General features: G+C 71.6%; 20 protein-coding genes. 10 read left to right on the plus strand and 10 right to left on the minus strand.

The window, feature by feature from the left end; all coding sequences use genetic code 11:
• The first annotated feature begins 58 nt into the window (after window positions 1-58).
• Window positions 59-1,450: a peptidoglycan-binding domain-containing protein gene (locus IPJ59_RS37090; protein WP_293275872.1), complete on the plus strand. Its 1,392-nt coding sequence runs from the start codon at window positions 59-61 to the stop codon at window positions 1,448-1,450.
• Window positions 1,451-1,485: 35 nt separating this feature from the next.
• On the opposite strand, the gene IPJ59_RS37095 is transcribed toward IPJ59_RS37090, so the two are convergent.
• Window positions 1,486-2,478 carry a YukJ family protein gene (locus IPJ59_RS37095; protein WP_293275873.1) on the minus strand — a complete coding sequence of 331 codons (993 nt, stop codon included), beginning with the start codon at window positions 2,476-2,478 and terminating at the stop codon, window positions 1,486-1,488.
• 202 nt (window positions 2,479-2,680) lie between these two features.
• Here IPJ59_RS37095 and IPJ59_RS37100 point away from each other — a divergent pair, with 202 nt between their 5' ends.
• Complete coding sequence (locus IPJ59_RS37100; protein WP_293275874.1) at window positions 2,681-3,097, plus strand: hypothetical protein; 417 nt, start codon at window positions 2,681-2,683, stop codon at window positions 3,095-3,097.
• A 23-nt stretch (window positions 3,098-3,120) separates the two neighbouring features.
• On the opposite strand, the gene IPJ59_RS37105 is transcribed toward IPJ59_RS37100, so the two are convergent.
• Both IPJ59_RS37105 and IPJ59_RS37110 read right to left on the minus strand, forming a co-directional pair.
• The gene (locus tag IPJ59_RS37105) at window positions 3,121-3,798 is read right to left on the minus strand and encodes a hypothetical protein (protein ID WP_293257922.1); all 678 of its coding nucleotides are present in this window, start codon (window positions 3,796-3,798) and stop codon (window positions 3,121-3,123) included.
• 213 nt (window positions 3,799-4,011) lie between these two features.
• Window positions 4,012-6,405 carry a hypothetical protein gene (locus IPJ59_RS37110; protein WP_293257924.1) on the minus strand — a complete coding sequence of 798 codons (2,394 nt, stop codon included), beginning with the start codon at window positions 6,403-6,405 and terminating at the stop codon, window positions 4,012-4,014.
• 107 nt (window positions 6,406-6,512) lie between these two features.
• On the opposite strand from IPJ59_RS37110, the gene IPJ59_RS37115 reads away from it, so the two are divergent.
• The gene (locus tag IPJ59_RS37115) at window positions 6,513-7,010 is read left to right on the plus strand and encodes a hypothetical protein (protein WP_293275875.1); all 498 of its coding nucleotides are present in this window, start codon (window positions 6,513-6,515) and stop codon (window positions 7,008-7,010) included.
• 15 nt (window positions 7,011-7,025) lie between these two features.
• Here the strand turns inward: IPJ59_RS37115 and IPJ59_RS37120 are convergent, their stop codons facing one another.
• Entirely contained in the window at window positions 7,026-8,348 is a 1,323-nt protein-coding gene (locus tag IPJ59_RS37120) for a radical SAM/SPASM domain-containing protein (protein WP_293275876.1), read from the minus strand.
• Between the two features lie 114 nt (window positions 8,349-8,462).
• Between IPJ59_RS37120 and ftsH the strand changes: the two genes are divergently transcribed.
• Window positions 8,463-10,385, plus strand: coding sequence for an ATP-dependent zinc metalloprotease FtsH (gene ftsH / locus IPJ59_RS37125; protein ID WP_293275877.1), 1,923 nt, complete (start codon window positions 8,463-8,465; stop codon window positions 10,383-10,385).
• A 12-nt stretch (window positions 10,386-10,397) separates the two neighbouring features.
• Here the strand turns inward: ftsH and IPJ59_RS37130 are convergent, their stop codons facing one another.
• The 5 genes from IPJ59_RS37130 to IPJ59_RS37150 are packed head-to-tail and all read right to left on the minus strand — an operon-like array spanning window position 10,398 to window position 17,748.
• Window positions 10,398-13,457: an efflux RND transporter permease subunit gene (locus tag IPJ59_RS37130; RefSeq protein ID WP_293275878.1), complete on the minus strand. Its 3,060-nt coding sequence runs from the start codon at window positions 13,455-13,457 to the stop codon at window positions 10,398-10,400.
• Window positions 13,457-14,623, minus strand: a complete 1,167-nt coding sequence (locus tag IPJ59_RS37135; RefSeq protein ID WP_293275879.1) for an efflux RND transporter periplasmic adaptor subunit — start codon at window positions 14,621-14,623, stop codon at window positions 13,457-13,459. The genes IPJ59_RS37130 and IPJ59_RS37135 overlap by 1 nt, the downstream gene beginning before the upstream one ends.
• Window positions 14,604-15,977: a TolC family protein gene (locus IPJ59_RS37140; protein ID WP_293275880.1), complete on the minus strand. Its 1,374-nt coding sequence runs from the start codon at window positions 15,975-15,977 to the stop codon at window positions 14,604-14,606. The genes IPJ59_RS37135 and IPJ59_RS37140 overlap by 20 nt, the downstream gene beginning before the upstream one ends.
• Window positions 15,974-17,083: a sensor histidine kinase gene (locus IPJ59_RS37145; RefSeq protein WP_293275881.1), complete on the minus strand. Its 1,110-nt coding sequence runs from the start codon at window positions 17,081-17,083 to the stop codon at window positions 15,974-15,976. The genes IPJ59_RS37140 and IPJ59_RS37145 overlap by 4 nt, the downstream gene beginning before the upstream one ends.
• Complete coding sequence (locus tag IPJ59_RS37150) at window positions 17,080-17,748, minus strand: response regulator transcription factor (protein WP_293275882.1); 669 nt, start codon at window positions 17,746-17,748, stop codon at window positions 17,080-17,082. Before IPJ59_RS37150 ends, IPJ59_RS37145 begins: the two co-directional genes overlap by 4 nt.
• Before the next feature lie 234 nt (window positions 17,749-17,982).
• Here IPJ59_RS37150 and IPJ59_RS37155 point away from each other — a divergent pair, with 234 nt between their 5' ends.
• The 4 genes from IPJ59_RS37155 (at window position 17,983) to IPJ59_RS37170 (ending at window position 22,277) form a co-directional block, all read left to right on the plus strand.
• The gene (locus IPJ59_RS37155; RefSeq protein ID WP_293275883.1) at window positions 17,983-19,536 is read left to right on the plus strand and encodes a c-type cytochrome; all 1,554 of its coding nucleotides are present in this window, start codon (window positions 17,983-17,985) and stop codon (window positions 19,534-19,536) included.
• On the plus strand, window positions 19,524-19,970 hold the full coding sequence (locus tag IPJ59_RS37160) for a hypothetical protein (RefSeq protein ID WP_293257946.1): 447 nt from the start codon (window positions 19,524-19,526) through the stop codon (window positions 19,968-19,970). Before IPJ59_RS37155 ends, IPJ59_RS37160 begins: the two co-directional genes overlap by 13 nt.
• Window positions 19,971-19,974: 4 nt before the next feature.
• Window positions 19,975-21,066 (plus strand): hypothetical protein, encoded by a 1,092-nt coding sequence (locus IPJ59_RS37165; protein WP_293257948.1) that lies wholly within the window; start codon window positions 19,975-19,977, stop codon window positions 21,064-21,066.
• 200 nt (window positions 21,067-21,266) lie between these two features.
• On the plus strand, window positions 21,267-22,277 hold the full coding sequence (locus tag IPJ59_RS37170; RefSeq protein WP_293275884.1) for an alcohol dehydrogenase: 1,011 nt from the start codon (window positions 21,267-21,269) through the stop codon (window positions 22,275-22,277).
• Window positions 22,278-22,286: 9 nt separating this feature from the next.
• Here IPJ59_RS37170 and IPJ59_RS37175 read toward each other — a convergent pair whose 3' ends face one another.
• On the minus strand, window positions 22,287-22,592 hold the full coding sequence (locus tag IPJ59_RS37175; protein ID WP_293275885.1) for a helix-turn-helix domain-containing protein: 306 nt from the start codon (window positions 22,590-22,592) through the stop codon (window positions 22,287-22,289).
• Between the two features lie 92 nt (window positions 22,593-22,684).
• Here IPJ59_RS37175 and IPJ59_RS37180 point away from each other — a divergent pair, with 92 nt between their 5' ends.
• Together IPJ59_RS37180 and IPJ59_RS37185 are read left to right on the plus strand one after the other, a co-directional pair.
• The gene (locus IPJ59_RS37180; protein ID WP_293275886.1) at window positions 22,685-23,215 is read left to right on the plus strand and encodes a helix-turn-helix transcriptional regulator; all 531 of its coding nucleotides are present in this window, start codon (window positions 22,685-22,687) and stop codon (window positions 23,213-23,215) included.
• A 92-nt stretch (window positions 23,216-23,307) separates the two neighbouring features.
• A complete protein-coding gene (locus IPJ59_RS37185) occupies window positions 23,308-24,225 on the plus strand; it encodes an FHA domain-containing protein (protein ID WP_293275887.1) in 918 nt (305 codons plus the stop codon).
• Window positions 24,226-24,271 lie beyond the last annotated feature (46 nt).

Here is a 24,271-nt window from a genome sequence, read left to right on the forward strand (position 1 = left end):
GGCTCGCGGAACAATCTGCGCGATACGAGCGGCCCAAGGTGCGTTACTGTTCGCGCGCATGCCGATCGAACTCCACTCCAAGATCTTGCGCGGGGTCAGCGACCTTCAGCGCGTCGCCACGGGTGAACTGGTCCTCGTCCGCGGCGCCCGCGGGGAGGGCGTGCGCGCCATGCAGCGCGGCCTCCTCGCACTCGGCTACGCGCTGCTCGGCGGCGCCGACGGGGTCTTCGGTCGCTCGAGCGAGTCGGGGCTGCGCAGCTTTCGCGAGCTTCACCTCCGCTTCGCGGCGGCGGTGCTGGACGCGGCGACCCTCGCGCTCCTCGACGCGTCGCTGGTCCGCGCCGAGGCGGTCGCCAGCTATACGCTGGTCAACCCGCGCTTCGCCGCGGACCCGCAGCTCGTGCGCCTCCTGCAGGGGCGCGCGCCGCTGCCTCGCCGCGGGGACGCGGTCACCCGGGTCCAGAAGGCGCTGCTCGACCTCCTGTTCTCGCTGCCCCGCTTCGGCGCCGACGGCTCGCTCGGCGACGAGAGCCGCGAGGCGCTGCGCCAGTTCCAGTGCTGGCAGCGGATCCGCCCCGGCGGCGAGGCGACGCCGCTGACGCTGATGGCGCTCGACCAGCTCGCGCCAGCGCCGGAGCAGCGGATCACGCGGTACCCCGAGTACGACAGGTTGATCCGCGACGGCTGGCTGACGGTCACCGTGGCGATCGGCTACGACGAGGACAGCAACGACCTGCGCGAGCTCAGCGAATTCCGCACCGGTCTGGTCGGCGACGGCTTCACCCGCTCCGGATCGACCGCCGAGGACGCCGTCCACACCTACAGCCGGGCGCTGATGATCCCGGGCCACACCGGCGGCATGCGGGTGCGGCTGGTCTCGCGCCACACCGCGGACCCCGAGGAGCGCTACGCCGACGGCCTCGTCCAGGATTCGGTGTGCCTGTACGCGGGGCACGCTCGCTACGGCACCGGCCCTGACTTCGACCCGATCGAGTCGACGGCGGAGAACTTCGTCATCGGTGTCGGCGCGCCGCAGCACCTGAGCGGCGAGCTCGAGCCCGGCTACGACCCGCACATGAACCAGATCCTCCGCGGCGTGCCCAACGATCTGATCACCCGCCGCTTCGACCCCGAGCGCTATCAGCTGTGGGCCTTCGTCGGCTGCACGACCCGGCATTATCTCGACGAGCTGCGCACGCTGGTCGCGGGCAAGCGCAGCGACAACCTCGACCTGATCGTCTCGACCCGGCCGCTCTATTGGAGCGACAGCGGGTACTACCCGCTGGCGATCATTCGCGGCCTCCTGCGCGGCCAGAGCATCAACGCGATCACCGCGGCGATGTGCGCCCAGGCGGTGGCGACCGAGAAGAGCCTCGGCATCGAGAAGACCGGCGACGCCTTCTTCGGCGACGGCTTCGGGGACGACGCCCCGGCGTGGACTCCGACCTGACGCAGGCAGGCGACGGCGGGCTCGCGCCGCCGAGCCTATGCGCCGAGGATCAGCGTGTGCCCCTCGGCGGGCACCTGGCGCTTGCTGTAGGCGGCGCCGTCGATCTTGAGGCCGGCCTCGTCGAGGAGTGTGATGATATCGCCGGTGTTCGCCAGGGCGAGGGGGGCCGCGACCGGGACCGCGACGGCCGCGCCCGGGGCGAGGATCCCGGTGAGCGGGCAGCGGGCCTTGCGATAGTCGGCGAGGCACCACCCGGCCAGGTCGACCGGCTCTGCGCCGGTGTTGAGCAGCGTGACCGTCTGCGCCTGGCCCCGCGGGGCGCGTAGCCTGGCGGCGACGATCCGCACGAGCCCGTCGCGGACGGCGGGCGCGGGGATGGTGTGCCCGGTGCCGTCGTCGGTGTGCAGCGCCTGCGACTGAAACGCGAGGAACACCGCGACCCAGCGCAGCGAGCGATCCGCCTGGGGGAAGCTCAGCAGCAGCCCGCCGTCCTGCCAGGGGCCGTCGTCGCCGGCGAAGCTCTTATCGTTCCCCTGATTCATGTGAATGTTGTGGATCCCGGCGCCCGGGAAGAACCCCATGTATTTGTCCTTCTGCGGCTCGGCCGACCACGGCTCGCCGAAGGCGTAGATATTCGCCGCGCCTTCGCCCATGACGCGCTGGGCCAGGGCGTCGAGCTGATCGTAGAGGTCGTTCGCGGGGCCGACCTCGGCGTAGGGCAGGACCTTCAGGCGCCGGGCGCCGAGCAGGTTGCCGCGGATGTAATCGAGCGCCATGCCACCAGGGCGAGACTCGAGCTCGGTGAAGCCCGGCGGCAAGCGCTGCAGCGCCTCGGTGAGCGGGTGCTGAAAGTCATCGATGACGGCGAACATGAGCTCGGATGGCGCCAGCGCCGAACGAACATTGACCGCGGCGCGATAGTCGGCGACCTGGTCGATGATGCGAAGCTGGTGATGCGGCGAATTGCCTTGCCCCGCGAGCTGTTGCGTGATGCGTCCCTTAAGAACCCCGTAACGTGCGAGCGGCATGGCCACGAAGTACCGCGCCGGGTCGCCGCTGGCGCGTGCAGAACTTGCGTCGGGAAGCCGCGGCTGGACCGGCCACGCTCAGCTCAGGGCCGGGTCGCTCGGGATGTGGATCGGCGCGGGGCCAGGCGTGGGCACGTCGTCGGGCTGGGCCGGCTCGTCGGGGTCGGCGGGGTGGTCGGGCTCGATGGGACCGGACATGCGCGTGGACTTCATCACCGGAAGCATCATCGGCGTTGCCGACGAAAATGTCGATGCCTGGCGCCCCCGGGCGCCAAAGCCGCGGCGAGATAATTCACCGTTGCGGCGCGCTTGCTGTCATCCTGTGGGTCTTGGCTCGCTGGGTAGGCTGTTCGGCCGGTGGCGTTCTTCGAAACTCGCCGAAAGGAAGTGCCTCATGTCGATGTCCGAGATCGCTGACAATAAATGGGAAGTCCAGGCCGCCAAGGCCCCCGTCACCTCGTTCTCCGCGATCTGCCAGGTCCTGCTGATCGTGGGCTTCACCGGCATTTTCATCTACATCCTCCAGGGCTCGGCCGCCGGCATCTTCGGCGCCAAGCGTGACGGCGGCATGACCGACAATTACGGCAAGATGACCAACGAGGCCTCGCCGAAGAAGTGACCCGGCCAGGCCGCGACCGTCGATCAGCGAGCGGGCCGAGCTCGGCGACGGCGGGTCGCGCCCAGCACGAGCAGGCCGACCAGACCGCCGCTCGGCGCCGTCTGGCTGGCACATCCGCATCCGGCCTCGTCCCTGGACTCCTGGCCTGACGTACCGCTGCTGTCGGTCGCGTCCGAGCTCGCCGCTTCTCCGCCAGTCGGGTCGGGCGGGTCAGTCGTGGCGGGTGGGTCGGTCGTGGCGATGCTCGTGGTCTCATCGGGGCCGGCGTAGGTCGACGCGTCGGCGCTCGTGTTGCCGGTGGTCGTCCCGCCGCTGCTGGACGAGGAGGTCCCGGGGTCGGAGGTCGTCGTCCATGGCGAGATCGTGTCGGTCTCGTCAGGGCCCGAGTAGGTCGAGGCGTCGGGCGTCATGGTGGTGTCGTCGAGCGTCGTCCCGGTCCCGGTCCCGCTGGTCCCGGTGCTGCCGCTGGTAGCAGTTGTGGTGCCGCCCGTGGACGTGCCCGGGAGGTCGCGGAGCAGCCACGCCGCGTCCTCGTTGTCGTCGCAGGCGAGGGTCGTCAGACCGAGGCCGCAGACCAGGGAGGCCGCGAGCCAGCGCGGGGCGCCGACGCGGCGCTGCGCCGCGCCGCAGAACGGGCAGGTCGGATCCTCGACCTGAATGAGACACGCACAGGTGTGACAGTCCACCAGGACACGGGCCATGACGGGAGGGTAGCAACCACCCCGGCGATGCGCAGCAGTCGTGCCCGCGATCCGCGTCTCGATCGGGGTCTCGCTTGGTGCAATGATCGATGTCGGGTGCGCAGCGAATGCGCTTGAGATCGATGCGTGACCCTGCTGTGGGTGACGATCGCCGTGAAGTCTGCGCATATCGACGCGGCGAGGTCACGCTGGCGTGCGTGCGGCTCGGCGCCGTCACCCCGGCGGGCCACGCAGCGCCACGGCGCTCGCCACATGGCGGCGGCGATCCTCGCGGGCCCACACGCCGAGGCCCAGCGCGAGCCCGAGCGCGAGCAACAGCCACTGCGGCGTCGGAGCATCCTGTCCTTTGGGCCAGGTGTAGTGCAGGCTCCCTGGCGGGGCGGGCGGCAGGCCGTGGCGGGCGCGCAGCTCGTCGTCGAGCTGGGCGAAGGGCTCCGTGGCGCAGGTGATGCGGGTGATCGGCTGGGCCACCGCGCGGGCCCAGAAGTCGACCGGCCCTGGTGCGAGCGGATCGATCGCCGCGCTCATCCGCTCGAGGATCACCGCGCGCGCCGGCTCGCGGTGCTCGAGCTCCCACCGGCGGCACAGCCAGCGCGCGTGCCAGGGCGCCAGCTCGGGTCGGGACAGGCTGATCGCGTCGTCGATCTTGCGCGACCGATCGTGACGCAGCGAGGGTCGCACGAGGTGGTGCTGGAGCTCGGTTCGCAGGTCGTGCTCGACGCCCGCGGCGTCGATGACACGCGTGCGCAGGGTGGTGTTGTGGCGCGGGTGATTCGGCGCGAACATCGACCACGCCTGGCGCGTGGCGCAGAGGTCCATCCACGGGCTGACCAGCGCCCGCACCGGGTCGCGGTAGGGCAGGGCCGGCCACCTGGGCAGCTGCCACAGCAGCAATGCGACCAGATGGTATGTGAAGACCCCGCCAGCCGCGAGCCGCCCCGCGGGTCCGTAGGCCCACGGCTCGCCGCTGGCCTGCAGGGCCGCCCGCCTCGCGCTGCGCCAGCCGACGATGCTCAGCCCCGCGGCGACCAGCAGCCAGCCGCTGTGCCACCACCAGGGCCCGCGCTCGGGCCCCGCGACCGCGAGCAGCGCCGCGGCCAGCAACAGGGCGCCCGCGCCCGCGAGCGCCCAGCCGGGCACGGCGGCGGCGTCGCGTCGCAGCTGCGGCAGGTCGCGGTCCTCGGCGGCGATCGGTGTCGCAAGCGACATGTGCTTCGGGACAGGTATGCCACGGCCTGCGAGCGCCCGTGCGATCCGCTGCAGGCCCCGCACCGCGCCCGGTCCAGCGCCGCACGCGAGGTACACGCTGAGGGTCGCCAGAGCGAACGCGCCGACGTTGAGCAGCGCGAGGTTCAGCGCGTGAAAGACGGCGCCGAAGCCGAGCCACACGCGCGGCGCGAGCGGCCAGCGTAGCAGCCACCTGCGGTCGAAGCGGCGGCCGACGAGCGTCGTCGCGACGATCGCCCCGGCCATCAGCGCGAGCACCAGCGCCCGCGCCGGGGCGCTCGGGTCACCTGGCCCTTCGACCAGGTCACCTGAAAGCGCCGCGATGGCCAGCGCGAGCGCCAGCGCGAGCCAGCAGGCGAATGTGGCCCGGCGGCTGGCCGGCGGCGCCCCCGGGTGGCGCGCGCTGGCCTGCAGCCACAGGCCGATCAGCAGCAGCGGGAACAGTCGCTCCCACCACAAAACGCCCCAGGTTGCGATCCGAAACGGCCAGGGCCCGAGCGCGACCACCAGCGGATGCCAGTCCGCGCGGCCCCATTTGTCGAGCTGCAGCGTGTACATGAGCGCATCGCCGGACACCCAGCCAGCGCCCCACTTGGCCCAGCCGTTGGCCGCGTAGCAGATCGCTAGCTGGGCCACGATCAGCGCCTGCGGCCAGGCGGGCACGCGGCGGTATATCGCGGCCAGGCCTTGCGGGTGCCCGGGGCCAGGCGGCGCGCCGGCCCCGGCTCCGGGCCCGTCCGCCTCGCTCAGCAAGGCGCGGGCGCGCAGCCGACGGCAGCGCAGCCAGTTGTCGACGCTGAAGGCCTCGCCGCAGCGGGCCAGCACCAGCAAGAACATGAATCCGCAGTACACCTGCTCGCCGCCCCAGTGGGCGTCGCCGCGGCGCAGCATGCCGATGTAGAGCAGCCAGGTGATCGCCGCGGCGACGCGCGTGCGCCAGCCGAGCACGAACAAGCCGCAGGCCGCCACGAAGGCCGCGAAGTAGGCGCGCACGAACGCCGGATCGTCGCGAAAATACAGCAATGACCAGCGCCCGCTGACGAGGAAGTCGCGGACCCCGAGGCCGTCGACGAAGCCAGCCGGGGCGCGCACACCGTCGCCGTAGCCGAGCAGAGCGGCCTTTCCGTACACCTGCGGCACGGCCGGGCTCGGCAGCAGGCCCTCGTCGGAGAACAGGTATTGATTGAGCGGCGCGACCTCGAGGGCCCCGAGCAGCAGGCAGAGCCCGAAGCAGATCCGCAGCAGCGCCAGCGGTCGCGGGTCGATCAGGCCCAGCAGCACTCGCCGCAGCTGATCCCGCTCCAGGCTCACCACACCGATCACCGCGCCGGCTCCCAGCAGCAGCGCCGCGGCCAGCAGTGGGGAGGCGGCGGGGACCATGGCTGGCCACAGGGTACCGCAAGCCGGCGCGCGCGTCGGCGCGCCCTGCCAGTCCCGGCCCTCGGGTTCACTTGTTGCTCGCGCCGGTGCCGTGATACGGTCCAGAGATGCGCGCGTATGTGGATTGCCCCGGTTGCTCCTGTCTGGTCGGCGCCGGAGAGTCCTCGTGCCCGTTTTGCGGGCACGGGCTCCGCAGCAGCACCGCGCCGCTGTGGCTCGCCCTCGGGCTCGTGTTCTCGCTCGGCACCGTCTCGGTTAGCTGTGCCGACAAGGAAGGCGACTCCGTCTCGGAGAGCCAGGGCAGCAACAGCTACGAATCCATCGGGGTCACCTACGCCGGCCCCGACGAGACCTCGGTGACCGACCCGGGCGGCGACAGCAGCAGCACCGACCCGAACACGACCACCACGAACCCTACCGCCGACCCCACCGCCGACGCCTCGACCTACGCGGGCCCGGACGAGACCACGACCACCAACGACGTGACCAGCAGCAGCGAGGGGTCGGGCAGCGAGAGCTCGGGCACCGGCAGCACGGGGGACAGCACAGGCGGCACGGGCGAGAGCACGGGCGAGAGCTCGGGCGGCACCGGCAGCACCGGATAGGCCCGGGCGTTCGGCTCAGCGCTCGAGCGGCCGGCCGGGCCCGCTGGGCTCGACCTGGCGCGACACCCGTGGCTCCTCGGTGGCGACTGGACCGCCGTGGGCGGCGCGCATCTCGGGGTCCTTGTGCTCCCGAATGACCCGAAACAGGCCGTTGTCGAAGCCCTCGCCGCGAGCGCCAGAGATCTGCTCAATGCGCTCGCGCAGGCCCTCGCGGTCCATCATCAGCGCGCGGTGGTGGCAAAACGGGTTGTTGCCGGGGCGACCGAGCAGCGGCTCGGCGGCGGCGGTGCAGCCGGCCATGCAGGTTTCAGCGTAGTAGCAATCGCGGCAGTATCCCCACAGGTCGTCGACCGTGCGGCCGCGGATGTAGCCGAGCTGGTATGTCTCCTCCCAGAGCTTCTTGAGCCCGTGCACGCGCCAGTTGCCGCCGACGTTGTTCTCGCCGCCGAGGCTCGGGCAGTTCTTGATCCCGCCGTTGCTCTCGATGCCGACCACGGACACCCCCGCCGTACAGCCGCGCCAGTGCTTGCTCTGGGACGCCCGCAGGCGCCGCTCGATCGGCCCGAAATAGCCGAGGTTGTTGCCCGGCCACAGCCGCACGCCGCGGGCCTTGCAGCGGTCGACCAGCCTGTCCAGGGTCTCGAAGACCTCGAGGTACATGTATGGTTGGAGGATGATCTCCGGGTGATCGGCCGCGTTGCCGTGCGGGACCGTGATCTGCAGCTGCCATGAGTGGATGCCCTCGTCGGCGAGCAGCTCGAACAACGCCGGCAATTCGCCGCGGGTCAGCGCGTTGATCTGGGTGTTGCAGGCGATCTTGCCGCCCGCGGCCTTGACGCGGCGCATCGCCTGGATCGCCCGCTCCCAGCTCTCCGGGACCCCACGCAGGCGGTCGTGGGTGGCCTGCAGGCCGTCGATGGAGAATGTCACGCTGCCGATGCCGGCCTCGATCATGGCGTCGACGCGCTCGCGGCTCAGGTTGTATCCGCCGGTGGTCATCGTGCAGCTCATGCCGGCCTCGCGGATCGCCCGGATGAGGAGGATAAAGTCGCTGCGCAGGTACGCCTCGCCGCCGATCAGCACCACCTCGCCGGTGCCCATGGCCCGGAGGTCGTGGATCACCTGCAGGCATTCCTCCGTGCTCAGCTCGTCTGGACGCCGATGGCCCGCCCGCGGGCCGCAATGAGCGCACTTCTGGTCGCAGGCCAGGGTCAGCTCCCACACCGCCCAGCGCGGGCCTGCCGCGACCTCTCGCGCCTCGCGGGTCGACCACCGGCTGTCTGGTTGCGGCAGGCTGGCAACCACGGGCAGACGGCGGCGAACATCGGCCAGGCTCATGCTGCGACGCTATCACGCCGCCCGCGGCCTGCCCAGATCGACGAAGATCGGCGACCCGCGCGCGGCCTTGCCTCACGCGGCAATACCCGTCATGGTGCCCGCGATGGTGCGCCCATGATCGAGCCCCGCGAGACCGACGCCACGCCGACACGGCGCGCACCGCAGGCGAGCCCGCGGCGGCGTCAGCCGTGGTGGGTGCTGATGCTGTTCGCGCTCGCTGGCAATTATCTGCTGCTGCGCGCGTGCTCCGGTCCCGAGGACGCGATCACGATCCCGTACACGGTGTTCAAGGAGCAGATCCAGGCGGACAACGTGGTGAGCGTCACCGGGGCGGGCGACGCGATCCGCGGGCAGCTGAAGGCCGAACTGCGCTATCCGCCGGATGCCGGGGGCGACCGCAGCTGGTTTGAGATTGGCGGCAGGGCGCACACATCGAAGCAGTTCCAGACGCGGCGGCCGAGCTTCGCCGATCCGGGGCTCGAGGCGCTGCTCGCGGCCAGGGGCGTCGTGATCGAGGCGACCGACGAGCACGAATCGTCGTGGTTTGGCGTGCTGATCGGCTTCGGGCCGACCCTGCTGCTGATCGGCGCCTTCGTGTGGCTGTCGCGGCGCGCCGCCGAGGCGGGCAGCGGCGGCGTGTTCGGCCTCGGCAAGAGCCGCGCCCGCCGCTACAGCGAGACCGAAAAGAAGGTCAGCTTCGCCGACGTCGCGGGCATCGACGAGGCCAAGGCCGAGCTGGTCGAGATCGTCGACTTCCTGAAGCACCCGCAGAAGTATCAGCGGCTCGGCGGTATGATGCCCAAGGGGGTGCTGCTGGTCGGCGCGCCGGGCACGGGCAAGACCCTGCTCGCGCGGGCGATCGCGGGCGAGGCCGGCGTCCCGTTCCTGAGCCTGTCGGCCTCGGAGTTCATCGAGATGATCGTCGGCGTTGGGGCAGCGCGCGTGCGCGACCTGTTCAAGGAGGCGAGGCAGGTCGCGCCCTCGATCATCTTCATCGACGAGCTCGACGCGATCGGTCGCTCGCGCGGCAGCGGTGCGGCGCTCGGAGGGCACGACGAGCGCGAGCAGACCTTGAACCAGATCCTCACCGAAATGGATGGCTTCGACTCGCGCGAAGGGATCGTCGTGCTCGCCGCCACGAACCGGCCCGACGTGCTCGACGCGGCGCTGCTGCGGCCGGGTCGCTTCGACCGTCGGATCGTCGTGCAACACCCGGATCGCCCGGGTCGCGCGGCGATCCTCAAGGTCCACACGCGCAACGTGCCGCTGGCGCCGGAGGTGTCGCTGGAGCGCCTCGCCGCCGAGACCCCCGGGCTCGTGGGCGCGGACCTGCGAAACCTCGTGAACGAGGCGGCGTTGCTCGCGGCGCGCCAGGGGGCCGCGGCCGTCGGCCCGGAGCACTTCGCCGAGGCGATCCAGAAGATCACGCTGGGCCCGGTGCGCCACGTCCTGCTCAATCCGGCCGACCGCGAGCGCACCGCCTACCACGAGGCCGGGCACGCGCTGCTGGCCCTGCTGGTGGCGGGCAGCGACCCGGTGCATCGCGTGTCGATCGTCCCGCGAGGGATGGCCCTCGGCGCGACCTACCAAATGCCGAGCGACGACCGCAGCAGCCACGGCGAGGACTATCTCCGCGCGCGCATCACCGGCGCGCTCGGTGGCCGCGCCGCGGAGCAGCTGATCTACGGCGTGGTCACGACCGGCGCCGAGAATGACCTCCAGCAGGTGACGGAGATCGCCCGGCGCATGGTCCTGCGCTGGGGGATGAGCGCGAAGCTCGGGCCGATCAGCTTCGTCGCGGCGGCCGACGAGGGCCTGCCGCCCGCGTTCCAGCACCAACCCTACAGCGAGGCGACCTCCGAGTTGATCGACAGCGAGGTGCGCCGCATCGTCGAGGAGTGCCACGCGGAGGCCGATCGCCTGCTCGCCGAGCACCGGCCCAAGCTCGAGTCGCTGGCGCGCGCGCTGCTCGAGCACGAATCTCTCGACGAGCAGGAGGTCCGCGCGGCGGCGGGCCTGGGCGCCCGCGTGGCCTAAAACGCGGGTCGGCTACGGCGTCCGGCCGTAACGCAGGTAGAGCACCGGCGCGAGCAGGAGGTTGAGGGCGGTGGAGGTGATGAGTCCGCCGAGGATCACGACCGCCATCGGGTACTCGATCTCCTCGCCCGGGAGGTCGCCGCCGAGGGCGAGGGGCACGAGGGCGAGGCCGGTCGCCAGCGCGGTCATCACGATCGGGGTGACGCGCTCGGCGGCGCCGCGGAGCACCAGGGCCGGGCCGAAGGCCACGCCCTCGACCTGCTCGAGGTGGCGAAAGTGGCTGATGAGCATGATGCCGTTGCGGGCCGCGATCCCCAGCACGGTCACGAGGCCGACGAGCGAGCCGAGCGAGAGCACGCCGCCGGTCCACCACACGCCGGCGACGCCGCCGACCAGCGCGAAGGGCAGGGTGGTGAGCACGAGCAGCGTCGGGCGCAGCGAACGGAAGTCGATGAAGAGGACGACGCCGATGCCGAGCAGGGCCAGCAGCGAGAGGCCGAGCAGGCGGGCCCTGGCGGCCTGGCGGGCCGCGTATTCGCCGATGAACTCGGCGTGGTAGCCGGCGGCCAGCGGGAGCGCGAGGGTGCGGGCCTCGACCTCGCGGGCGACCTCGCCGAGGTCGCGGCCGCGGACGTCGCAGGTGATGTCGAGCTTGCGCGAGCCGCCCTCGCGCAGGACGACGTTGGGGGTCGCGCTGACGTGAACCTCGGCGACGTCGCCCAGGCGCAGCTCGCCGCCGATCGGGGCGCCGATCCGCAGGGCCCGGACGGCGGCCAGGTCGGCGCGCAGCGGCGCCGCGCCGATGACGACGACGTCGATCACACGCTCGCCGCGGTAGACCTCGCCGACCTTGGTGCCGCGCACGAGCGTGGTGGCGACGCGGCGGACCTCGCCGGGGCTGAGCCCGAAGGGCAGGGCGGCGGCGGGCTGGAAGCCGACCTCGATCTGGGGCACCAGCACCTGCGGCTCGATCTTCAGGTTGGTCACGCCAGGGATGTCGGCGATCGCGTGACCGACCTCGGCGGCGTGGCGGCGCAGCTGGTCCTGGTCGGGCCCGTAGAGGCGCACGACGATCGCGCCGCCGGAGCCGCTCAGGACCTCCTTCATCTTCTCGCGCAGGTAGGTCTGGACGTCGCGGTAGATGCCCGGGTAGCCGTCGACGACCGCACGGATGCGGGCGAGCGCGGGGCCGTGATCGGCGGCCGGATCGAGGCTGATCCACAGCTCGGCGAAGTTGGGACCGACGACCTCGTCGGCCGCCTCGGCGCGACCGATGTGGGCCCCGAAGTTGCGCACCCCGGGGATCGCCCGCAGCTCGGCGCTGGCCCGGATCGCCGTGCGCTGCACCGCCGCGAGCGAGGTCCCGGGCTTGGCGACCCAGTGCATCAGGAAGTCGTGCTCCTTGAACTCGGGCAGGAAGCCCTCACCGAGCCACGGCACCGACGCGGCGGTGCCGGCCAGCAGCGCCCCCGCGGTCGCCAGGGCCAGGCGCGGGCGGGCGAGCAGCGGTGCGAGCATCGGCGCGTAGATCCGGCGCAGGCCGTGGGCCAGCGGGCTCTCGCGGCCGGTGCCCGCGCTGCGCGGCAGCAGGAGCAGCGAGAGCGCGGGGGTCAGGGTCACGGCGACCAGCATCGATGCGAACACGGCGAGCACGTAGGCGAGGGCGAGCGGGCGGAAGAAGGCGCCGGCGACCCCGTCGAGGAGGACGATCGGCAGGAACACGAGGATGACGATCGCGGTCGCGTAGACCACGGCGCTGCGGACCTCGAGCGAGGCGGCGAGCACGACCTCGAAGGCAGGGGCGGGCGTCGGCTTGCGGCGGTTCTCGACCAGCCTGCGCAGGATGTTCTCGACGTCGATGATGGCGTCGTCGACGACCTCGCCGAGGGCGATCACGAGGCCAGCGAGGACCATGGTGTTGATCATCGCGCCGGTCGCGTGCAGCACCGCGACCGCGGCCAGCAGCGAGGTCGGGATCGCAAGGATGCTGATCGCGGCGGTGCGCAGGTTGAACAGGAAGCAGCCGAGGATCAGCACGACGAGAGCGCAGCCGACCAGCAGGGCGTGGCCGAGGTTGGCGATCGCCAGCTCGATGAAGGTGGCGGGGCGGAAGATGGTCGCGTCGATCTCGACGCCCGGCAGCCCGGGCGCGACGGCGGCGAGCGCCGCCTCGATCCCGCGGGTGACCGTCAAGGTGTTGCCCCACGGTTGCTTCTCGACCACCAGCAACAGACCGGGGCCGCCGTTGACGACGGCGTCGCCGATCGGCGGCGGGTGGTCCTCGACGATGTCGGCGACGTCGCCGAGGCGGAGCACGGCGCCGCCGCGGACGGCGACGACGATCTGGGCCAGCCCGGCGGCGTCGCTGGCGGCCGGCAGGTGGTTGACGGGGAGCCGCTGATTCGGGGTGTCGACGAAGCCGCCGGCGCCGAGCAGGGCCGCGTCGCCGCTGGCGCGCAGGACCTCGTCGAGGCGCACGCCGTGCAGGCGCAGTCGCTCTGGATCGACCAGGACCTGCAGCTGGCGATCGCGCTGGCCCCAGATCGCAACGTTGGCGACGCCGGGCACGGCCATCAGGCGCGGGCGCAGGATCCAGCGCACGCGGTCGGTGAGCTCCATCTGCGACAGGGTGGGCGACGAGACGCCGATCTTGAGCACGCGGCTGGTCGATGACAGCGGCGGCATGAGGACCGGCGGGCGCGACACGGCCGGCAGCTGCGGGGCAGCCCGGGTCAGGCGCTCTTGCACGAGCTGGCGCGCGGCCATGAGGTCGGTGCCGTCGGCGAAGATGAGCAGGACCGACGAGAGGCCGAGCACCGACTTGGAGCGCAGGGTCTTCAGCCACGGCGTGCCGGCGAGGGCCGTCTCGAGCGGGACCGAGACGAGGCGCTCGACCTCGGTGCTGGCCAGGCCGGGGGCCTCGGTCTGGATCTCGACCATCGGCGGGGCGAACTCGGGGAACACGTCGACGGGTGTGTCGGCGGCCACGCGCACGCCGAGCACCATCAGCAGCGCCGCGGCGAGCACGACGACGTGGCGCAGGCGCAGGCAGGCGACGATGAGCGCGCGCATCAGTGCCCGGCTCCGAACTCGGTGCCGTAGAGCTCGACGGCGCCGGCGACCACGACCTGGGCGCCGGGCTCGGGGCCGCGGCTGAGCAGCGCGAGCTCGCCGACGACGCGCAGCAGCTCGACGCGACGGCGGGCGTACTGCTGGGCCCCGACCTGCACGTAGACCCAGGTGCCGCCGGTGGTGTCGTGCACGACCGCGGGCCACGGCACGATCAGGGATACCGGCGCGGCGCGGGTCGGCACGGTCACCACGACGCGCTCGCCGAGGCGCCACGCGCCAGGTTCGGGCAGCGCGAAGTAGAGGTCGACGGTGCCCGCGAGCGGATCGGCCGAGGGGGGCCCGAGCACCGAACTTGCGATGGTCGGCGCGGCCTCGCTGGCGAAGGCGGCGACCTGGGCGGGCCCGTCGGCGAGCTCGGCGAGCTCGACCGCGAGGATCGCCGCGACGCGCACCCAGCGGGCGTCGGTGGCGACCAGCTCGACGATCGGCGCGCCGCCGCTGACGGCCTGGCCGTCGGCGACCTGGACCTGGCGGACCACCGCGGCGAAGGGGGCGTGCAGCACGGTGGCGACGTCCGACGAAAGCGGGGCGCGTTCGATGATCCGCAGGCGAGCCCGGGCCGCGACCAGCTCGGCGGCGGCGACGTCCCGCTCGACCCGGGCGTCCTCGGCGGCGCGTTCGCTGCCGGCCCCGCTGGCGATCAGGCTCTCGGCCCGCTGAGCGCGGCTCTTGTTGGCGAGCAGGCGGGCCTCGGCGGCGGCGACCCGGCTCTGCGATTGGGCCCGCAGATCGCGGTCGACCGCCGCGAGAGGGATCAGGCGGACGATCGCTTGCCCGCGCTCGACCGTCGCGCCCGCACGCGGAAGGCCGTCGACCGCGAGCACCAGACCTGGCACTGGCGCGGTGATCGTCACGGTGCGCCCCGGCGGCGCGATGACCTCGCCGGGCAGCTGCCGCGCCCCGGGCACGCTGCGTCGCTCGACCGGCGCGAGGGCGACGCCGAGGCGCTGTTCGGCCTCCGGTGTCAGCGTGACGCTGGCGAGCGCCTGCTCCTCCGGGTGCGCCGGTGTGAGCGCGGGGGCAGGCGTGGGAGCCGGCGGCGCGGCGCGATCGCAGGCGAGGCAGAGGGCGCAGACGGTGATCCAATCAACGAGGCGACGTGACATCAGCGGCCCCTCCTGTTCGCGCGGGTCCGTCGACGCGTCGACCGACGCTGCGGCCGAGCTGGGCGAGCGCGCGGCGCAGGTCGGCGCGCAGCTCGATCTCTCGCAACCTCGCGTCTTGCAGGCGCCGGGTCGCGTCGATCACCGCGACGTAAGATTCGGCGCCGGCGGTGAAGCTGCTGGTCGCGGCGGCGACGTTGCGCGCGAGGGTCGGCAGCAGCTCGCGGCGCCAGCGGGTCAGCGAGTCGCTGGCCTGTTGCGCCTGCAGCTGGGCCGTCGCCACCTCCGCGACGATCTGCTGGCGCAGCGCCGCGTAGCGCCACAGGGTTCGCTGCAGCTCGGCCCTGGCCCGACGGCGCCCGCCAGGGTTCCAGTTGAAGATCGGGAGCTCGATCTGGTGCACGCCGATCGACGGGTGAAAGCCCTGGCTGTCGAGCTGGCCGTCGAGTCGCAGCAGCGCCTGGAAGATCCTGGCGCGCTCGAGCCCGAGGCGCTTGCCCGCGGCCTCGACCGCCAGCTCGGCCGCCCGGAGGTCGGGCCGGGCCGCGAGGGCCTCGCGAACCAGCGCTGGCGTGTCCGTCGGCGCGTCGCGCTCGCTCGCCGCGACGATCGCCAGGTGGTCCGGCAGGAGCCCCTCGTCCACGCCGAGCAGCAGGCGCAGCCGCAGCCGGGCGGTGACCGCGTCCTGTCCGGCCCGCGCCACCAGGTCCGCGGCCATCAGCGCCTCGCCGTGGATCGCATCGAACTCGAGGCGGCTCGCGTCGCCGGCGTCGGCCCGTGTCCGTGCCAGTTGCTCGCTGGCGGTCCACAGGGCGAGCATCACCTCGCGGGCCTGGGCCCGCTCGGCGGCGGCCTGGGCCTCGCTGTGGGCGACCCGCACGTCACGGATCAGGTCGAGTCCGGTCTGCACGAGCGAGTGGGCCACGCGCTCGACGTCTCGCTGGGCCGCCTTGACCCGCGCGGGTCGCTGTGCCAGCGCCGCGAGCGGCAGCAGCAGATAAGCGCTGAGCTGGTGCGGCCCCAGCGGGAACAACATCGTCAGCATCGGGTTCGGCAGGGCGCCCGCCTCCGCGAGGTCGGCTCTGGCCGTGGCGAGCTGCGTCAGGTCGGCCTGAAAACCCGGGCTGTTCCACAGCGCCACGCTCACCGCGTCATCCTCGCTCAGGCCATCGGCCAGCGACACGCCGGTCGGGAGCGTCGCCTTGCGGTCGACCTCGGGCGGACCGACGCGGGCGCCCGGCGAGCGCGTGCCGAGCTCGTGGCTGACAAAGCCGCGATCGAAGTCGGAGCGGGCACACGCCGCCGAGCTCGCCAGCAGGGCCATCAGCACCGCGTCGCTGCATCGGCTGTGTCTCATGTCGGGAGCGCCACTCTGGGCAAGTTGACGCTGAAGACCGCACCGCCGCCGGGTCGATCCTCGACGAGAATGTGGCCACGATGCCCCTCGACCACGCGACGGGCGATGGCGAGGCCGAGGCCGAGGCCGATCCGCGAGCCGCCGCGGTCGGCCGTCGCCGCGGCGCCGCGGACAAAGGGGTGAAAGATCCGCTCGCGTTCACCCGGCGGGACACCGGGGCCCTCGTCGCTCACGCGGATATGGACATACTCCTCCTCGGCGATCGCCCCCACGCGGACGCTGCCGCCCGGGGGCGAGTGGGCGATCGCGTTGGCCACGATATTCCCCAGCGCGACCGTCACCAGCTCGCAATCGACCGCCACGGCGAGTTCGTCGAGGATATCGATCTCCAGCTGTATCCGCCTGCTCGCCGCGTGCGCCGCGAGGCGGGCGAACACCGCCTCGACGAGCGCGCGCGCCGTGATCGGCGTTGTCCTGGGCAGGGTGCCCGCGCGCGCCAGTTGCAGCAAGGACTCGACCAGGCGGGTCATATGCTGCACCTCCCGCAGCGCGCCGTCGGCGACCGCCTCCCACTCCTCGCTCGAGCGCGGACGCCGGCGGGCGACCTCCAGCGTGCTCGAGAGCACCGCCAGCGGCGAGCGCAGCTCGTGCGACGCGTCCGCCGCGAACTGGCGCTGCAGCGCCACGCCGTCCTCGAGGCGGGCGAACAGGCCGTTGAGGGCCACGGCCAGGGCGTCGAGCTCATCGCCGCGGGGCGACACCGGCAGGCGCTCGCTGAGCTGCTCCGCGGTCATCCGGGTCGCTGTGGCGCTGACATCGACAACCCGGGCGACCGCGCGCCGTGTCAGCCATTGCGCGCTGACGATGGCGAGGAGGATGCCGATGGGCGCGGCGACCAGCATCGCCGTGCCGACCTCCTCGAGGGCCTCGTCGAAGGGCTCGATCGCCGGGCCGCTGTGCGGCGCCTCGCGTGCCTCTCGCTCCTCGGCGAATTGTAGGACCGCCGCGGCTGCGCCCGCGAACACCGTCAGGCTAAACGCCGTGGTGAGCCCGACCCAGCGCGCGAGGGATGTGCTGAGCGAGCGGCGTGGTCGGTTCGCCGTCATCGCTCCTCCACCTTCACCCGGATCCCGACCCCGCGGATGGTCTCGAGGGTCAGGGCCGTGCCGGCCAGCTTGCGGCGCAGGTGGGTCAGGTGCACGTCGATCGCGTTGGTCCCGGGATCGGAGACGTAGCCGAACACCTCGCGCAGAATGTCCCCTCGCGGCACGACCTCTCCGCGCCGCCGCACCAGGTACGCGAGCATCGCGTGCTCGCGCGGCGACAGCAGCACCCGCTGGTCCGCGAACTGCACCCCATGCTCGTCGTCGAAGGACACCACGCCCTCGACCCGCGGTGACCACCTCGGCCCGGCCGCCCGGCGGCTGAGCGCCCGGATGCGGGCCAGCAGCTCGGCGAACGCGAAGGGCTTCAGCAGGTAATCGTCGGCGCCGAGGTTCAGCGCCTGGACCCGTGATTCGACGGCGTCGCGCGCGGTCAGGACGAGGATCGGCACATGCGACTGGCTGCTGCGGAGATCTCGGAGGACATCCATTCCGTCGCGGTCGGGGAGCCCGAGGTCGAGGACGACGAGGTCGAGGTCACCGCGCGCCGCACGCGCGAGCGCCACGCCAGCCTCACCCGCGGCCACCACGTCGATGCCCTCCTCGCGCAGCCCCTGCCCGAGGGCAGCGACGAGCCGTTCGTTGTCTTCGATCAGGAGGACTCGCATGCGGCGCCGCTGGCCCGGGCGATGCTACACCTCTCGGGCTCCGCGGGTGGACTTATTGGGCCCCTCGCGCGCCTCCCAATTATTAAGAATGGGTGAAGGAGTGTAACAATCGGGCAGGCGCCTATCATGGCCCGCCGGGCCGGGCACGCGGCGCCCTTTCATTAACCAATCTTAATACATGCGCGACGAAGCTCCGCGCCGAGGAGTGGTAGATCCCAGCGGAGCGAACGACCCATGCGCCACTCCCCACGATCCCAGCAATCCCGCGCCGCCCTCCTGTGTAGCTTGCTCGCGGCCGCCTGCGGCAGCGACGGCGCGAACGACGAGGATTTCGGCGAGACGAGCACCCTCCTGATGGGCGAGCTCGGCGAGCTCGGCGAGCTGAAGCCCACGGTCTCGTCGCTGGTGATCGAGAACAGCGGTGAGGTGCTGATCTACATGAGCTCTGCGCCGATCACCTGCGCGCAGCTCATGGTCTCGCGTTGGCTCGGGGACGTCGAGGTCGGCGCGCAGGTCGTGGAGGTCGTGGTGCCCTCGGAGCTGGCCGTCGACACGGTCGCCGTCGAGCCAGGCGGGGCGGAGGTCAACTACGCGGCCGGCGGAAAGTCCTCGGCCTACGAGGTCGGGGCCACGGGCGGCCACGTGACCTTCACCAAGGGCCTGCCCGGATCGCTTCTCGGCCACCTACGCCGACGCAGCCGTCAGCGTGAAGGGCCGCTTCCAGGCCGAATTTTGCGCGGGCGGACAAGGATACTGATCACAGGGCGACCCCCGGAGGACGAATCAATGACCAGGCAAAGATCCATTATCTGCAATCGCGCTGTCGCCCTCGCCTTGTTGCTGGGCGCCTGCGCCGGTGATTCAGGCGCGTCCGCCACGCACAGCGGCGGGTCATCGTCCTCCGGAGGCGAGACCGGCCAAGATCCCCTCGACGCGTACCGCGGCACGGTGGAGCGCGGTCAATACCTGGTCGACCACGTCCTGATGTGCGGCGTCTGCCACACGCCCACAGGGGACGATGGTAAGCCCGACATGTCCCTATACCTCGCGGGCAGTCGATCCTACGACTTTACCGACATCGACGGGACCATCATCACGGTCAACGCCGAGAACCTCACCTCACACAACCCGGAGGGGCTGGGCAGCTGGACCGACGACCAGATCCGCACCGCGCTCATCAAGGGCATCGACGACGAGCACATCGCGATCTATCCGATCATGCCGTACCCCGAGTACGCGCTCCTGACGCCCGAGGATGTCGACTCGATCATCCAGTACCTGAGGACCGTGCCGCCGAACGACAACGTCGTCGCGGCCGATTTCCCACACTTCGACCAGCAGCCGCCCGCGCCCGCCGTCAAGGATACGGAGGTCCCACACTCGACGCTGCCCGCGGGCGACCCTGACTTCGCGGCGGCGGAGCGCGGCCGCTACATCGCGGCGACGGCGTGCCTCAACTGCCACACCGAGCAGATCACGCCGGATGTCCCCGATCTGGCGAAGGCCTTCGCGGGCGGCAAGACCTACACCTTCATCCGCGGCGCGCCCGAACAAACCTCCGTGAACCTGACACCCGACGCGACGGGCCTGGCGGACTGGAGCGTGGCCGACATCGAGGCGGCGCTCAAGACGAACCTGGAGAAGGGCACGAACCGCGAGCTCTGCAATACGCACCCGGGCGGCCCCGATCGCCTCGGCGGAATGACCGACGCCGATCGTCACGATGTGGCCGTGTACCTCCACACCCTCCCGCCGGTCGAGAACGGCCCCTTCCAATGCGAACCCTGAGGATCAAGCTGCGCCTGCGGGCCCGCCACGCCGTGCTGCTGGCCGTGAGCGCCGCGGGCTGCGGCAGCGACGGCGGCGGCGAGCCTCCGGGGACCTTCACCGAGATCTTCGAGACCCTGTTTCCGCCGACCACGAATGCGCGCTGCAACTTCTGCCATTCGATGCCGGCCAGCGACATCAGCAACGGCAACCTGAGCACGGGGATGGACCAGGCCAGCGCCTACGCGGCGCTGATCGACGTCGTATCGACGAGCAGCCGCTGCGGCGGCAAACCGCTGGTCGTGCCCTTCCACCCGGAGGAGAGCCTCTTCCTCGACAAGCTCATGGGCAAGCCAACGTGCGGAGATCGCATGCCGCTCGGGGGCATGGCGCTGTCGGAGAGCGAGCTCGAGGTGGTCCGGAGCTGGATCGAGGCGGGGGCCAAGGACGATTAGGCCCATGACGACCACTTGCCACGATGTTCGGGTGCTCGTCCTGTGGGTGTTGGCTTCGGCGAGCTGCGCCCCCGGTTCGGGCGCGGTGGGCGACGCTGATAGCGGGACGAGCGGGACGACCGGCGCGGAGCCCCCAGCGTGCGAGATCCCAGTTCAAGGATTGCCGGCGGACGTGTTCTGCACCGGCCTCTACCAGGGCCGCGATTCGGGCAAGTACGCGGATGAGGTCATGCCCTACACGCCAGGCGTGACCCTGTGGAGCGACGGCGCCGAGAAGCGCCGTTTCCTGTATCTGCCCCCCGGGGCCGCGATCGACACCTCGGACATGGACGTGTGGAAGTTCCCGGTCGGGACGAAGTCATGGAAGGAGTTTCGTGTCGGCGGTGTGCTGATTGAGACGCGCTTCTTCTGGAAGCGCGGGGCGTCGGACTGGGAGTCTGGCACCTATGTCTGGGACGACGCTGGCGAGGCCGCGCTCAATACCTCGAAGCAGCCGATCCTGCTGGCGGACGGCTATGAGATCCCCACCGCGAAAGATTGCGGCAAGTGCCACCATGGTGGAGCCGACAAGCTGCTCGGCGTCGAGGCCGTGGCGCTCGGCCTGCCGACCGCGGAGGGCGCGACGCTGGCGAAGTTGGCCGCCGCCGGGCGCCTCAGCGCTCCGCCGGCCCGAGCCACCATCGAACTGCCCGAGGACGCCACGGGCAAGGCTGGCGCGGCGCTCGGCTACCTCCACGCCAACTGCGGCATGCCCTGCCACTCGACGCGCGGGCTGGGTGACGAGACCGAGCTCGTCTTGCGCCTGCGCGCCGGCGAGTTCTGGCCCGCCGACGCCGGCCCTGACCCGCCGCCGGTCGACGCGACCGAGACGGACACCTACGCGGCCACCGTGAGCCAGGTCGCCACGACCGCCTCGGTGGCCCAGAAATTCCCCGATGCGCTGCGCATCACCCCTGGGTCCCACGAGCAGAGCCTGGTGTGGCTGATGTCGCATCGCCGCGATGACTACGCGATGCCACCGCTGGTGAGCCACAAGATCGACGACGCGGGCACCCAGGCGCTGGCCGACTGGATCGACGCGCTACCGGCTCCCTGACGTGGATATTTGAAAGTGCCTGCTTTCGGCCGCTGCTCCAACATCGGGCTGGAGCTCGTCGATCGCATGGAGGGTATCTTCACCAAGCGAACGGTGGCTGAGCGGGGCCCGGATCGCTGCAGCACGCGGGTCCGCGGGTGGTGCTTGGGGGCGTCAGGCCGCTTGCGGAGGCGGGCAGGGCGCTGCACTATCGCCGCACCATGCCCACCATGCGCGCGATCCAGGTCAGCAAGCCCAACGGTCCCTTCGAGCTCGTACAGCGGGAGGTCCCGACGCCGGCGCCGCGCTGGGTGCGGGTGAAGGTCGAGGCGTGCGGTGTGTGCCACAGCGACGCGTTCGTGCGCGCCGCTGCGTTCCCGGGGCTGGTGTTGCCGCGGGTGCCGGGGCACGAGATCGCCGGGCGGATCGACGCGGTCGGGGCCGAGGTGACGGCGTGGAAGGTCGGCGATCGCGTGGGGGTGGGTTGGCACGGGGGGCACTGCTTCGAGTGCGACGCGTGCCGGCGCGGGCACTTTATCAATTGTCCGAAGGGCAAGATCACGGGCATCTCGCACGACGGGGGATATGCCGAATACGCGGTGGTGCCGTCGGAGTCGGTGGCGCGGATCCCCGAGGGGCTGTCCGCGGTCGACGCGGGGCCGCTCTTGTGCGCCGGGGTCACGACCTACAATTCGCTGCGCAACAGCGGGGCGCGGGCGGGCGACACGGTGGCGGTGCAGGGCATCGGCGGGCTCGGGCACCTGGCCATTCAGTACGCGGCGCGGATGGGGTTCCGGACGGTGGCGATCTCGCGGGGGGCGGACAAGGCCGCGCTGGCGCGTGAGCTCGGCGCACACGAGTACATCGATACGGCGGTGACGAGCGCAGCCGAGGGGCTGCAGAAGCTCGGCGGGGCAGATCTGGTGCTCGCCACGGCCCCGAGCAGCGCGGCGATCGAGAGCACGGTCGGCGGGCTCAAGTCGCGCGGCAAGCTGCTGATCGTGGCGGCGGCGTTCGAGCCGCTGAAGGTGTCGGCGATGGGCCTGCTGAGCGGAAAGACGATCGCGGGCTGGCCGAGCGGCAGCGCGATCGACTCGGAGGACACCATGGCCTTCAGCGCGCTGACCCACGTGCGGCCGCGGGTCGAGACCTTCCCGCTCGAGCGGGCGGAGGAGGCGTTCGCCTGCATGATGGAGGGCCGGGCCCGGTTCCGGGTGGTGCTGGTGCCGTGATACCCCCGATCAAGCGGAGCCCAGGAGCGCGATGACCAGCTGGGCGCGGTTGCCCACGCGCAGCTTGCCGAAGATCGCGGCGATCTGATTCTGCACGGTCCGGACGCTGCGCCCGCGCTGCGCCGCGATCGCCTGGCTCGAGAGGCCCTTGGCGACTTGCGCCGCCACTTCGCGCTCGATCGGCGTGAGCTGGGCGAGCGCGACGGAGCGGTCCACTGCCGCCTCGTCGAGACAGACCACGACGTACTGCTGGCCCTCCAGCGCGAATCGCGTCTGTCTCGCTGCCTTGTCTCGTGTGGACACTGCACGATCCATCACAGCAAAGGCCTGGCAAAGTTGCAAGCCGGCGATCGAGCGCGAAGGCCCGTGTAACAGAGCCGTAATGGTCCGCGGCGGGCCTGGTCGGCATGATCGGTACGCGAGCATCGACGCACTATCATGGGACCAGCAGAGAATATCGATATCATCGATGCTGCCCACAACGACGTCGTGGGCTCGCCCTCGGGGACCATCGCCGGCGCCGGGGGTGCTCGCCGCGAGCCCGCGAGCCGCTGCGCGCCGCGGCGGTCGCCCACGACCGGGCCCGCCTCTGCCGCCGCGACGCCGACGACCCGCTCGACCTGCATCGGGCGCTCGTCGCCGGATGCTGGCACCTGGTCGACACCTTCGAGCGTGACGGCAAGCGCTACCTGATAGCGCGACGCACCACGCCCGCGCCGACTTCGGGGTCCGAGTTGAGCGTGCGCGAGACCCAGGTCGCCGTGTTCGCGGCGATGGGACACGCGCTCAAGGTGATCGCCTACGAGCTCGGCGTGAGCGAGTCCAGCGTCGCCACGTACCTGCGGCGGGCCCTGGTCAAGCTGCGGCTGCCGGACCGCATCGCCCTCACCCGGCAATTCGCCGGGTTCCGCCAGTCGACGGGCCCACCGGCGCAGTGACCCGCTGAGCCGGGGCGAGCGCTTGTCCCACTTTTGCGCCTCGGATATTCTGGCGGGCGTGGCGATCCTCGTTCAGCCGGACACGGACACGAATGTTCCTGCCGAGCCGCTGCCTGATCGGACGGTCGCCGGCCAGCGACCTCGTGCTCGCCGAGAAGAACGTCTCCGGCCAGCACGCCGTCCTCGAGTGGACCGGCGTGGTCTGGCAGCTCCAGGACCTCGGGAGCCGCAATGGCACCTATGTCGACAATCAACGGGTCGGCCCCGAAGGTCGATTCGCGCTCCAATGCGGCCACGAGCTCCGCTTCGGTCGTGAGTCCGCGCCGTGGATCGTGCGGGACATCGCGGCGCCGGTGGCGATGGCCCGCAACCTGTCGTCGCGCGAGTGGCAGATGGCCGAGGGCGGATATCTGTCTCTGCCGCGCCTGGACGCCCATGAATGCTCCATCTACCAGCTGCCCGACGGCACCTGGGCGCTCGAGCGCGACAGCGAGGTCGCGGCGATCGAGGACCGCGCCACCGTACTGACCAGCGGGGGCAGCGGGGGCAGCGGGGGCGTCCTGTGGCGCATCTTCCTCCCGCTCTCCCTCGGCACCACGGTGCGCGAGGACGTGCCGCCGGTGCTGGTCACCAACCTCCGGCTGCGATTTCGCTTCAGCCTCGATGAGGAGCAGGTCGAGATGACCGGCTATTGCGGCGACACCCGCCTCGACTTCGGTATCCGCGCCCACCACTATCCATTGCTGCTGCTCGCCCGCCGGCGCCTCAGCGACCGCCGCGCCCCGGAGGCCGACCAGGGCTGGCTCTCGCTCGACGACCTCCTACGAATGCTCAGCATGAGCGAGTCGCACCTGAATATCTGCATCCACCGCGCGCGCACCCAGCTCAGCCAGGCCGGCGTGCTCGATGCGGCCTGCCTCATCGAGCGCAAGCCACGAACCCGCCGCCTGCGTCTCGGCCCCCACGACCTCGAGCTCATGCCGCTCGACCTTGCTGTAATGGATGCGTAATGGCCCGCGCAGGAGCCCGCCCTCTAGCCTGGTCACGGAGGGAGCG

Origin of the sequence: Nannocystis sp., from assembly GCF_016714285.1 — a bacterium.
Taxonomy (GTDB): Bacteria; Myxococcota_A; Polyangia; order Nannocystales; family Nannocystaceae; genus Nannocystis.

Excerpts from the sequence above, each read along its gene's own strand:
- IPJ59_RS37130 (WP_293275878.1), bottom strand. The coding sequence starts at position 13,457 with ATGCGCGCGCTCATCGTCGCCTGCCTGCGCCTGCGCCACGTCGTCGTG.
- IPJ59_RS37090 (WP_293275872.1), top strand. The coding sequence starts at position 59 with ATGCCGATCGAACTCCACTCCAAGATCTTGCGCGGGGTCAGCGACCTT.
- ftsH (WP_293275877.1), top strand. The coding sequence starts at position 8,463 with ATGATCGAGCCCCGCGAGACCGACGCCACGCCGACACGGCGCGCACCG.
- IPJ59_RS37140 (WP_293275880.1), bottom strand. The coding sequence starts at position 15,977 with ATGAGACACAGCCGATGCAGCGACGCGGTGCTGATGGCCCTGCTGGCG.
- IPJ59_RS37180 (WP_293275886.1), top strand. The coding sequence starts at position 22,685 with ATGATCGGTACGCGAGCATCGACGCACTATCATGGGACCAGCAGAGAA.
- IPJ59_RS37170 (WP_293275884.1), top strand. The coding sequence starts at position 21,267 with ATGCCCACCATGCGCGCGATCCAGGTCAGCAAGCCCAACGGTCCCTTC.
- IPJ59_RS37150 (WP_293275882.1), bottom strand. The coding sequence starts at position 17,748 with ATGCGAGTCCTCCTGATCGAAGACAACGAACGGCTCGTCGCTGCCCTC.
- IPJ59_RS37175 (WP_293275885.1), bottom strand. The coding sequence starts at position 22,592 with ATGGATCGTGCAGTGTCCACACGAGACAAGGCAGCGAGACAGACGCGA.
- IPJ59_RS37120 (WP_293275876.1), bottom strand. The coding sequence starts at position 8,348 with ATGAGCCTGGCCGATGTTCGCCGCCGTCTGCCCGTGGTTGCCAGCCTG.
- IPJ59_RS37145 (WP_293275881.1), bottom strand. The coding sequence starts at position 17,083 with ATGACGGCGAACCGACCACGCCGCTCGCTCAGCACATCCCTCGCGCGC.
- IPJ59_RS37185 (WP_293275887.1), top strand. The coding sequence starts at position 23,308 with ATGTTCCTGCCGAGCCGCTGCCTGATCGGACGGTCGCCGGCCAGCGAC.
- IPJ59_RS37155 (WP_293275883.1), top strand. The coding sequence starts at position 17,983 with ATGCGCCACTCCCCACGATCCCAGCAATCCCGCGCCGCCCTCCTGTGT.
- IPJ59_RS37105 (WP_293257922.1), bottom strand. The coding sequence starts at position 3,798 with ATGGCCCGTGTCCTGGTGGACTGTCACACCTGTGCGTGTCTCATTCAG.
- IPJ59_RS37165 (WP_293257948.1), top strand. The coding sequence starts at position 19,975 with ATGACGACCACTTGCCACGATGTTCGGGTGCTCGTCCTGTGGGTGTTG.
- IPJ59_RS37160 (WP_293257946.1), top strand. The coding sequence starts at position 19,524 with ATGCGAACCCTGAGGATCAAGCTGCGCCTGCGGGCCCGCCACGCCGTG.
- IPJ59_RS37095 (WP_293275873.1), bottom strand. The coding sequence starts at position 2,478 with ATGCCGCTCGCACGTTACGGGGTTCTTAAGGGACGCATCACGCAACAG.
- IPJ59_RS37115 (WP_293275875.1), top strand. The coding sequence starts at position 6,513 with ATGCGCGCGTATGTGGATTGCCCCGGTTGCTCCTGTCTGGTCGGCGCC.
- IPJ59_RS37135 (WP_293275879.1), bottom strand. The coding sequence starts at position 14,623 with ATGTCACGTCGCCTCGTTGATTGGATCACCGTCTGCGCCCTCTGCCTC.
- IPJ59_RS37110 (WP_293257924.1), bottom strand. The coding sequence starts at position 6,405 with ATGGTCCCCGCCGCCTCCCCACTGCTGGCCGCGGCGCTGCTGCTGGGA.